The 9,820-nt window shown below is 74.8% G+C and carries 10 protein-coding genes and 1 pseudogene; all 11 read left to right on the top strand.

The window, feature by feature from the left end; all coding sequences use genetic code 11:
- A pseudogene (locus QK440_RS39990) lies at window positions 1-712 on the top strand (ATP-binding protein); the annotation flags it as partial.
- A 103-nt stretch (window positions 713-815) separates the two neighbouring features.
- On the top strand, window positions 816-1,250 hold the full coding sequence (locus QK440_RS39985) for a roadblock/LC7 domain-containing protein (protein ID WP_282798183.1): 435 nt from the start codon (window positions 816-818) through the stop codon (window positions 1,248-1,250).
- A 2-nt stretch (window positions 1,251-1,252) separates the two neighbouring features.
- Window positions 1,253-1,624 (top strand): DUF742 domain-containing protein, encoded by a 372-nt coding sequence (locus QK440_RS39980; protein ID WP_190139909.1) that lies wholly within the window; start codon window positions 1,253-1,255, stop codon window positions 1,622-1,624.
- A complete protein-coding gene (locus QK440_RS39975) occupies window positions 1,602-2,198 on the top strand; it encodes an ATP/GTP-binding protein (protein ID WP_282798182.1) in 597 nt (198 codons plus the stop codon). The genes QK440_RS39980 and QK440_RS39975 overlap by 23 nt, the downstream gene beginning before the upstream one ends.
- Window positions 2,199-2,214: 16 nt before the next feature.
- The gene (locus QK440_RS39970) at window positions 2,215-2,814 is read left to right on the top strand and encodes a GAF domain-containing protein (protein WP_282798181.1); all 600 of its coding nucleotides are present in this window, start codon (window positions 2,215-2,217) and stop codon (window positions 2,812-2,814) included.
- Between the two features lie 301 nt (window positions 2,815-3,115).
- Window positions 3,116-4,144 (top strand): L-threonine 3-dehydrogenase, encoded by a 1,029-nt coding sequence (tdh, locus tag QK440_RS39965; RefSeq protein WP_282798180.1) that lies wholly within the window; start codon window positions 3,116-3,118, stop codon window positions 4,142-4,144.
- Window positions 4,145-4,265: 121 nt separating this feature from the next.
- Window positions 4,266-5,474 carry a glycine C-acetyltransferase gene (locus QK440_RS39960; RefSeq protein ID WP_282798179.1) on the top strand — a complete coding sequence of 403 codons (1,209 nt, stop codon included), beginning with the start codon at window positions 4,266-4,268 and terminating at the stop codon, window positions 5,472-5,474.
- Between the two features lie 180 nt (window positions 5,475-5,654).
- Window positions 5,655-6,560 carry a LysR family transcriptional regulator gene (locus tag QK440_RS39955; RefSeq protein ID WP_282798178.1) on the top strand — a complete coding sequence of 302 codons (906 nt, stop codon included), beginning with the start codon at window positions 5,655-5,657 and terminating at the stop codon, window positions 6,558-6,560.
- 360 nt (window positions 6,561-6,920) lie between these two features.
- Window positions 6,921-7,472, top strand: coding sequence for a cysteine hydrolase family protein (locus QK440_RS39950; protein ID WP_282798177.1), 552 nt, complete (start codon window positions 6,921-6,923; stop codon window positions 7,470-7,472).
- Between the two features lie 219 nt (window positions 7,473-7,691).
- Window positions 7,692-8,726, top strand: coding sequence for a helix-turn-helix domain-containing protein (locus tag QK440_RS39945; protein ID WP_282798176.1), 1,035 nt, complete (start codon window positions 7,692-7,694; stop codon window positions 8,724-8,726).
- Window positions 8,727-8,904: 178 nt separating this feature from the next.
- Window positions 8,905-9,735, top strand: coding sequence for a hypothetical protein (locus QK440_RS39940; protein WP_282798175.1), 831 nt, complete (start codon window positions 8,905-8,907; stop codon window positions 9,733-9,735).
- Window positions 9,736-9,820 lie beyond the last annotated feature (85 nt).

The raw sequence follows: 9,820 nt of genomic DNA, 5'->3' as shown, positions 1-9,820 counted from the left end.
GCCCGCGCCGGAGCCGGACCCACGGGACACCCCGGGCGCCGGCGTCCCGGGTGCCGGCGCCCCCGCCCCGGACCCCGCGCGGCACGGCGCCGCCCATGGCACCCGCGACGCGGCCCGGCCCTCCGGGCGCGCCCGGCACGCGGCCACCCCCTCGCCGGGCGCCCCGCACCCGGCGTACCACCACGGCACCACGGCCCACCGGCCCGCCGGGCAGCCCCCGCACACCCCCGCGCACCGGGAAGGGGGCGTGAACGGCACCACCCCGCCCGTCCCGCTCCCCGTCCGCGACCCGCGCGGCGACCGGCCGACCCCCGCCGAAGCCCTGCCCGGCATCCGGCCCGAGGACCGGGACGCCACCGCCGAGCACACCGCGGCCCCGCCCGTGCCCCGCAACGGCACCGCCCGCGAGCGGGCCGGCAAACCCCGGCTGCCCCGCCGCCGCGCCCAGGAACACCTCGCGCCGCAGCTCCGCGACGCCCGCGCCCCCCGCGTGGCGGACGACCAGCTCGTCGGGCACGACCCCGGCCTGATGGCCGCCTTCCAGCGCGGCATCGGGCTCGCCCAGGCGGCCCAGGCCCGGGACGACCTGCCCGACCGCGACATCGGCGTACCGCACGACGTCGGCGTACCGCACGGCCCGGGCGGCGGCGCGGACCGGACCGGGCCCGCCGGGCGGACCGGGCCCGCCGGACGCGGCGACCAGGGCGGCTGAGCCGCGGCCCCCGGGCGGCCGAGCCGCACCCCTACCCCCACCCCGTCTGCCCGCAGACCTCGAGACGCTCTCGAACCCGTACCTTTCAAGGAGTCGATCCCCCATGGCGAGCGATGTGCCGACCGGCCAGGTATCCGATCTCGACTGGCTGATGAGCGGGCTCGTGCAGCGTGTGCCGCACACCCACAGCGCCGTCCTGCTCTCCTGCGACGGACTCGTGAAGTCGGTCCACGGCCTCGACGTGGACAGCGCCGACCACATGGCCGCCCTCGCCTCCGGGCTCTACTCGCTGGGGCGCAGCGCGGGCGTCCGCTTCGGCGACGGCGGCGACGTGCGCCAGGTGGTGGTGGAGCTGGACTCCACGCTGCTCTTCGTGTCCACCGCGGGCTCCGGCACCTGTCTTGCCGTGCTCGCCGGGCGCGAGGCGGACGCCGCGGTGCTCGGGTACGAGATGGCGATGCTGGTCAAGAGCGTGCGCCCGTACCTCGTCACAGCGCCGCGCCAGCCCGCCGGTGAACCCGCGTCGATGAGGCGCTGAGCGTGGCGGCCCCGCACGACGGGCCATGGCTCGACGACGCCGCCGGGCGCCTCATCCGCCCGTACACGGTCAGCAACGGGCGCACCAGACCGACCACCCGTCTCGACCTGATGTCCCAGGTGCGGACGACCGGCACCACCCCGGCCGGATACCTCGGACCGGAGCACTCCCTCGCCCTCGGCATGTGCGAGGCGCCCACGTCGGTGGCGGAGATCGCCGCCCAGCTCAAGCTGCCCGTGGCGGTCACCAAGGTGCTCCTGTCCGACCTCGTCGACTGCGGGGCCATCACCACCAGAGCCCCGGACTTCTACCACAACCCGACTGACCGGTCCCTGTTGGAGGCAGTGCTCGATGGACTACGACGACAGCTCTGACCCCTTCCCCACCGCGCTGAAGATCCTCGTCGCGGGCGGGTTCGGGGTCGGCAAGACCACCTTCGTGGGCGCGGTCAGCGAGATCGCGCCGCTGAGCACGGAGGAGTTGCTCACCACGGTCAGCGAAGCCACCGACGACCTGTCGGGCGTGGAGAACAAGACCACGACGACCGTCGCCATGGACTTCGGGCGCATCACGCTCGACCCGGAGCACGTCCTGTACCTGTTCGGTACCCCCGGACAGGAACGGTTCTGGTTCATGTGGGACGAGCTGTCCGAAGGGGCGCTCGGCGCGGTGGTGCTCGCCGACACCCGCCGCCTGGAGGACTGCTTCGCCGCCGTCGACTTCTTCGAACAGCGGGGCATGGGCTTCATCGTCGCCGTCAACGAGTTCGACGGTGCCTACCGCTACGAACCCGAGGAGGTCCGCACCGCCATCGACCTCGACCCGCAGGTGCCGGTCGTGTGCTGCGACGCGCGGATCTCCAGCTCCGGCATCCAGACGCTGCTCACCCTCGTCCGCCACCTGCTCGCCCACGCCCCCGCCGCGCCCACGTCGGGAGCCCACACATGAGTCCTGGAGCACGCGCATGATGTACGAAGCGACCGGCCGCCTGCTGGTGACCCCGGTCGACAAGCAAGCGCAGACCCGGTCGCGCAGGCTGTGCGAGCTGGGCCTCGGGCAGCGGCCCGAGCCCGGGCTCGACGCGTTCGCGGACCGGCTCGCGCGGGTCATGGACGCCCCGTACGCCATGGTCAACTTCGTCGGCGGGGAAGGGCAGTTCCTCGCGGGCCTCCACCTGCCCGAGAGCGCGCCGGCCGCGCTCCTGGAGGACGAGCCGGGGGAGGTGTCCGAGGCGGCGGAGGGGCTCCTCGGGCGGTACCTGGCGCGCGACTACGGCTACTGCCCGCACGTGGTGGTGCGGGGCCGGGCGCTCGTCCTGGAGGACGTGTGCGACTACCCGCGCTTCGCGGGCAACCCGGTCGTCGACGAGATGGGGGTCCGGTCCTACCTGGGCGCGCCGCTGCTCGACCGGACCGGGATCGCCCTCGGCACCGTGTGCGTGGTGGACGTGCAGCCGCGGCCGTGGGGGCGGGCCGGGCTCGACACCATCAAGGCGATGGCGGCGGAGCTCACGGAGCGCATCCACCGACGCGAGGCCGAGGGGGACCTCGCCGCACCCCTGTGACGCCAGGGGCCGCACGGCAGCGGTACGTCCGCCCGGGACGGCGGCCCCGCCGGACCCGTCTCTCGTCGCGTACTCCGAGGGCGGACAGGAGCGCCCTGGGCGCCGGGCCCGGCGGCGGACAGCCGCGGCAATCCCTCGGCGTGCGCCCCGGCGCGCCTGGGGTCTGAAGGAAAGCTGCGGCGGCGGTTAAGAAATCCTCGATGGACCAGCGCCGTGGCGTACGGAAGATTGCTGGTGCGGACGTGGCCGGCGACGGGCGGGTCATGCCGCTCCCGTACGTCGTACGACAGGAGTCGTCGCTGTGAAGGCGCTGGTCAAGGAGAAGGCGGAGCCCGGGCTCCGCCTGATGGAGGTCCCGGAGCCGGTCATCGGGCCCGGCGATGTCCTGATCAAGGTGCTGCGCACCGGGATCTGCGGCACCGACCTGCACATCAGGGCGTGGGACGGCTGGGCGCAGCAGGCCATCTCGGCTCCGCTGGTCGTGGGGCACGAGTTCGTCGGCGAGGTCGTCGAGACCGGCCGCGACGTGGCCGACGTCAGGACCGGCGACCTGGTGAGCGGCGAGGGCCACCTGGTGTGCGGCAAGTGCCGCAACTGCCTGGCCGGGCGGCGCCACCTGTGCCGCGCCACGGTCGGCCTCGGCGTGGGCCGCGACGGCGCGTTCGCGGAGTACGTCGCGCTCCCCGCGAGCAACGTGTGGGTGCACCGGGTGCCGGTGGACCTCGACATCGCCGCGATCTTCGACCCGTTTGGCAACGCCGTGCACACGGCCCTGTCCTTCCCGCTGGTCGGCGAGGACGTGCTGATCACCGGCGCCGGGCCGATCGGCCTGATGGCCGCCGCCGTGGCGCGGCACGCGGGCGCCCGCAACGTCGTGATCACCGACGTCAGCGACGAGCGCCTGGCGCTCGCCCGCAAGGTCGGCGTCAGCCTCGCCCTCAACGTGGCCGAGTCGACCATCGCCGACGGCCAGCGCGAGCTCGGCCTGCGCGAGGGCTTCGACGTGGGCCTGGAGATGTCCGGCAACCCGCGGGCGATGCGCGACATGGTCGCCAACATGACCCACGGCGGCAAGATCGCCATGCTCGGGCTGCCGTCCGAGGAGTTCGCCGTCGACTGGGCGCGGATCGTCACCTCGATGATCACCATCAAGGGCATCTACGGCCGGGAGATGTTCGAGACGTGGTACGCCATGTCCGTGCTGCTCGAAGGCGGCCTCGACCTCGCGCCCGTCGTCACCGGCCGCTACAGCCACCGTGACTTCCAGTCGGCCTTCGACGACGCGGCGAGCGGCCGCGGCGGCAAGGTCATCCTGGACTGGACCTCCTGAGCGCCTCCTGAGCCGGGCCCGGCCCTCGGCCCGCCCGGCCCGCCCGGCCCCCGCTCGCCCGTCCGCCGGACCCCGGCCGGGCCGCCCGCCCGCCGCCCGCTGAACCCCCGAAGGAACCCGCATGTTCGACTCCGTACGCGACGACCTGGCCGCCACCCTCGACGAGATCCGCGCCGCCGGGCTGCACAAGCCCGAGCGCGTCATCGGCACCCCGCAGTCCGCGACGGTCGCCGTCACCGCGGGGGGCCGCCCCGGCGAGGTCCTCAACTTCTGCGCGAACAACTACCTCGGCCTCGCCGACCACCCCGAGGTGGTCGCCGCCGCGCACGAGGCCCTCGACCGCTGGGGCTACGGCATGGCGTCCGTGCGCTTCATCTGCGGCACCCAGGAGGTCCACAAGGAGCTGGAGGCGCGGCTCTCGGCGTTCCTCGGGCAGGAGGACACCATCCTGTACTCCTCCTGCTTCGACGCCAACGGCGGCGTCTTCGAGACCCTGCTCGGCCCCGAGGACGCGGTGATCTCCGACGCCCTCAACCACGCCTCGATCATCGACGGCATCCGGCTCTCCAAGGCCCGCCGCTTCCGCTACGCCAACCGCGACATGGCCGACCTGGAGAAGCAGCTCAAGGAGGCCGCCGAGGGCGGCGCCCGGCGCAAGCTGGTCGTCACCGACGGCGTCTTCTCCATGGACGGCTACGTCGCCCCGCTCGCGGAGATCTGCGACCTCGCCGAGCGCTACGACGCCATGGTCATGGTCGACGACTCGCACGCCGTCGGCTTCGTCGGGCCCGGCGGGCGCGGCACCCCCGAGCTGCACGGCGTCATGGACCGCGTCGACATCATCACGGGCACCCTCGGCAAGGCCCTCGGCGGCGCCTCCGGCGGGTACGTCGCCGCGCGCGCCGAGATCGTCGCGCTGCTGCGCCAGCGCTCGCGCCCGTACCTGTTCTCCAACACCCTCGCCCCGGTGATCGCGGCGGCCTCCCTCAAGGTCCTCGACCTCCTGGAGTCCGCCGGTGACCTGCGCGAACGCCTCGCGGCGAACACGGAGCTCTTCCGCACCCGGATGGCGAAGGAAGGCTTCGACGTCCTGCCCGGCGACCACGCCATCGCCCCCGTCATGATCGGCGACGCGGCGAAGGCCGGACGCATGGCCGAGCTGCTCCTGGAGCGCGGCGTGTACGTGATCGGCTTCTCCTACCCGGTGGTGCCGCAGGGGCAGGCCCGGATCCGCGTACAGCTCTCCGCGGCGCACTCCGCGGAGGACGTGAACCGGGCCGTGGACGCGTTCGTCGCGGCGCGCGCCGAGCTGGAGTCGGCCGGGGCCTAGCGGTCCCGCCCGGGGCGCCTCCCGGGGGCTCCGCCCCCTGAGCCCCCGTTCATCGGCGCTCCGCGCCTCGTCCTCAGACGCCGGACGGGCTGATTCCTGCCTGGACGGGTCGGCTTCCGTCCGGGCGGGCCGGTTTCTCCTGGGTGCTCGGGCTCGTGGGGCGGGTGGGAGAATGCGGGCATGATCGAAGCACGGCGGCTGCACATCCTCCGGGCGGTGGCCGACCACCGCACCGTCACCGCCGCTGCCGCCGCGCTCTACCTGACCCCGTCCGCCGTGTCCCAGCAGCTCACCGCCCTGGAGCAGGAGACGGGGCACCGGCTTGTGGAGCGCTCCGCCCGCGGTGTGCGGCTCACCGCCGCGGGCGAGATCCTGCTCGCGCACACCAACGCCGTGCTGGCCCAGTTGGAGCGGGCCGAGGCCGAGCTGGCCGCGTACAGCTCGGGCGCGGCCGGGACGGTCACCCTCGCGTCCTTCGCGACCGGCATCGGCCTGGTCGTCGCGCCCGCCCTGACGCGGCTCGCCGAGTCCTCGCCCGGCATCCGGCTGCGCGTCCAGGACGCCGAGGGCGACGCCAGCCTGCCGATGGTGCTCGACCGGCAGGTGGACGTGGCGGTCGCCGTGGAGTACCGGGGCGCGCCCGGCGCGGACGACCCGCGGCTGACGCGGGTGCCGCTGTACGCCGAGCCGTTCGACGCGGTGCTGCCGGTGGCGCACCGGCTCGCCGGCAGCGACCGGGTGCCGCTCGCCGACCTCGCCAAGGACGCGTGGATCGGCCCGTTTCCCGGCAACCCCTGCCACGACGTGGTCGTCCTCGCCTGCGAGCAGGCCGGTTTCCAGCCGGTCCCCGAGCACACGTCGGACGACTTCCGCGCGGTCGTGGCCCTCGCCTCGGCGGGGGCGGGGGTGGCCCTCGTCCCCCGGTCCGCGCTGCGCGGCATGGACGTGGCGGACGTGGCGATCCGGCCGGTGGACGGGGCCGCCCCCACCCGGCGGGTGTTCGCCGCCGTGCGGTGCGGGGCGGAGGCGCACCCGCTGATCGCCCCGGTGCTGGACGCCCTGAAGGACGCGGCGGCGGAGGACTAGTACGGCGACGCTGCTCGTCCTGATCGCCGGGCGGGGGCGTACGCCGAGCGCCCCGGCCGACGTCGACGCCGACGCCGACGCGACGGGCCGCCTCCCTTGTCCGCTGTCCGCTGTCCGCTGTCCGCGCGCGTGGTGTGGGCCGCACCGCTGTCGGCGCCGCGGCGTGGCCGCGGCCGGGGGCGATGGCCGTCCACCGCTCGCGCGGCACCGCGCCACCGGCCGGGAGTTCCCGGACCCGCTCGGCCGCCAGCGCGCCGCGCGCCGCCGCACCACGCGTACCCGTCGCCTCCGCCCGCCCACCGGCCCCGGGCCGTTCGCCTGAGGGGCCCCGGCGCCGGCCCGCGGCGCTACGGTGCCGTCATGTCTCATGTGCCTGCGTTACTCGTCATCGACATGCAGAACGCCGTCGTGGCCCTCTCCCACCGGCCGCGGGAGACCGTCGCCACCATCGCCTCGCTCGAGCGGCGGGCCCGCGCCGCGGGCGTTCCCGTCATCGCGGTCCAGCACGAGGGCGCCGGCCTGGAGCCCGACACCGAAGGGTGGGCCATCGTGCCCGAACTGGCCCCGCTGGAGGGTGAGACGACCATCCGCAAAGGCTCGGCCGACGCCTTCCTCGACAGTGACCTCGACCCCTTCCTGCGTACCCTCGGTGTGACGGAGGTGGTTGTCACCGGCTTCGCCACCGAGTTCTGCGTGGACACCACCGCGCGCCAAGCGCTCAGCCGCGGATACGACGTGCTGCTGGTGGCCGACGGGCACACCACCTCCGCCCGCCCGGCCGTCGACGGGTTCGTCGCCTCCGAACAGGCCGTCGCCCACCACACCGCCGTCTACCGGCACCTCAGCTTTCCCGGCCGCAGCATCCGCGTCCTGCCGGCCGCCCGGATCGACTTCACTGCCCCACGCCCCTGACACGGCCCGGGGGCCACCGCGCCTGGTCCCCTCGCGGTACCGGCATATCGGCACCGCTCTTCCCGGACGCGGAGCGGCGGCGGCCGGGAGGCCCAGGGCCCGGACGCCCGTCAGGGCCCGCGCGGTGCCGGGGGCGCCCGGCCGAGGAGTCAACCGCTCGGAGCCGGGGTTCGTCTTCCCTGGCGGTTGCCCAGCCCTCGCGGCTTCGAAGGAGGGGGCATGCTGCGCGTTCACTTCACCACCGACGACCTGCAGAACATCCGGCTGGCGCGGGAGCCCGATCCGCTGTGGGAGATCGTCTGCAGCCTGTGCCGCTTGCAGACCGGGCAGGGGCCGCTCACCTTCGGTCACTGGCGTCGCTCGGCCCGGCACCGGGTCCGGGGTGACGCGCCACTGCGCCACTCCCTTCGGCACCTGGCGACACTGGTCCCGAGCTACGGCTACATCCCGGACTTCCTCACCCCACCGGTGACCGGAGCCGCCCTGCCCGAGGAACTCGACCTCCTACGCGCCACCCCGCGCTCCCACCTGACCCGCGACCTGGGCCGCCTGGCCGAGTCCCACCCGCTCCCCGGCTGGGCCACGGCTCTGGGCAGACCGGGCGACGGTGCCCAACTCACCTTGCTGGCCGACGCACTCGCCGCCTACTTCAGGACCCTGCTGGAACCGCACTGGGCCGAGGTCCGCGCGGTCGTCCGGGACGACGCCGGCCGCAGAACCCGGGCCTTGCTGGACGGCGGCGTCCGTGCCCTGCTGGAGGGACTGCGCCCGTTCGCCCGCTGGAACAGCCCTGTCCTCGAAGTCGACTATCCCGTCGACCGCGACCTGCACCTCCAGGGGCGCGGTCTGCTCCTCGTCCCCTCGTACTTCTGCTGGCGCCGCCCGACCGCCCCGGCCGACGCGGAGCAGCCGCCGGTGCTGGTCTTCCCCGCGACCAGAAGCCCGCTGGTCCTCACGCACGCGACCGAGGGCGGCACGGCCCGGCTGCTGGGCCGGTCCCGGGCGGCGGTACTGGCGGAGGTGGTCAGGCGCAGCGACGGCCGGACCACCTCCGAGATCGCCACGGCGGTGGGACTGGCCCTGTCGAGCGCCAGCCACCAGCTCGACGTGCTGCGGAACGGCGGCCTCGTGACCAGCCGCCGCGACGGCAAGTACGTCCTGCACTCGGCGACCTCCCTGGGGCTGCGGATCCTCTGCGCCGGCACGCGCGGCACGACTGCCACCCAGGACCGCGGGCTCCGCGCCCGCTCCTGACACCACGGGCCGTAGCACCGCGGGCCGTGCTGCGGCGAGGCGTGGTGCCCGCGGCCGGGACAGGGCCAGGACACCCGGCCCAGGTGCCCAGGACGCGCGGCGCCCTACGGTGGCGGGCTGTGGGCGACGACCCGTCCGGCCCACGCGGGCGCACACGCACAGAAGCGGGGGACCTTCCATGCCGAATCCACTCGACCGACCGCTCGCCCCCTCACTCGACCGGCCTCTCGGCCGCAGAGACCTGCTCCGCGCCTCCGTCGGCGCCGCGGCCCTGGCCGGCCTGGTGACCACGGGTGTCGTCCCGGCGCGGGCCGCCACCGGCGCCGGCACGGAGAGGGCACCGGACCTGCCGCCCGTGCCCGGCATGCTGGGCGACCGCCGGGCCAACGAGGTCTGGTACCAGCTCGACGAGGCCGCCCTGTACAAGGCGTCGCCCGAACTGCTCGCCGCCTACCGGGCCATCGGCGCGCACGTCGGCGGCAGCATCGAGAGCGGCTTCCGCACCGTGTGGCAGGAGATGAGCAGGTCACCCGCGTACCCGGGCAACTTCCAAGCCTTCATGGCGCCTATCGAGGGCCCCCTGCGGGTGGTCTCGGGCGTGCAGCTGGAGGTCTTCGACAGCCTCTACCGTCCCTACGATCCGCGACTGGTCGCCGCCTTCGCCTACTTCGGGCAGGGCGTGCTCTACGACCCGCGCCGCGAGGACGTCCGCTCGCCGGTGCACACGATGGACTCGCCGCCCGGCGGTGCCCCGGTCGGCTACCACACCTGGCACGCCTATATGCGCGCGATGATGCTGCTGGGCGTCGATCGACCGCGCTGGGCGGCGTTCGCCCCGCTCAACGCGTACGCGTGGGCGTTGCAGTCGGTGGCCAAGCCCTCGACACAGACGCCGAATCCGCCGCTGCCCCGGGAGACGGTCGTCCGGTTCGCCGCGGCCTGGCTGCCGCGCGGGCCGCGCAGGCTCGACGCCGACTTCCAGTCGTTCCCGTATCCGCGGGGGATCTGAGAGGGGTGGGGGGGGCCCCCGCCCCGCGGGGGGCGCCGCGCCCCCCCCCCCGGCGGGCGGCGCCGCGCCCCCCCGGCCCCCCCCC

The sequence above is a fragment of the Streptomyces sp. CC224B genome, assembly GCF_030010595.1.
In the GTDB taxonomy this organism is placed as follows: Bacteria; Actinomycetota; Actinomycetes; order Streptomycetales; family Streptomycetaceae; genus Streptomyces; species Streptomyces longispororuber.
This window is presented reverse-complemented; position numbering and strand designations above follow the sequence as displayed.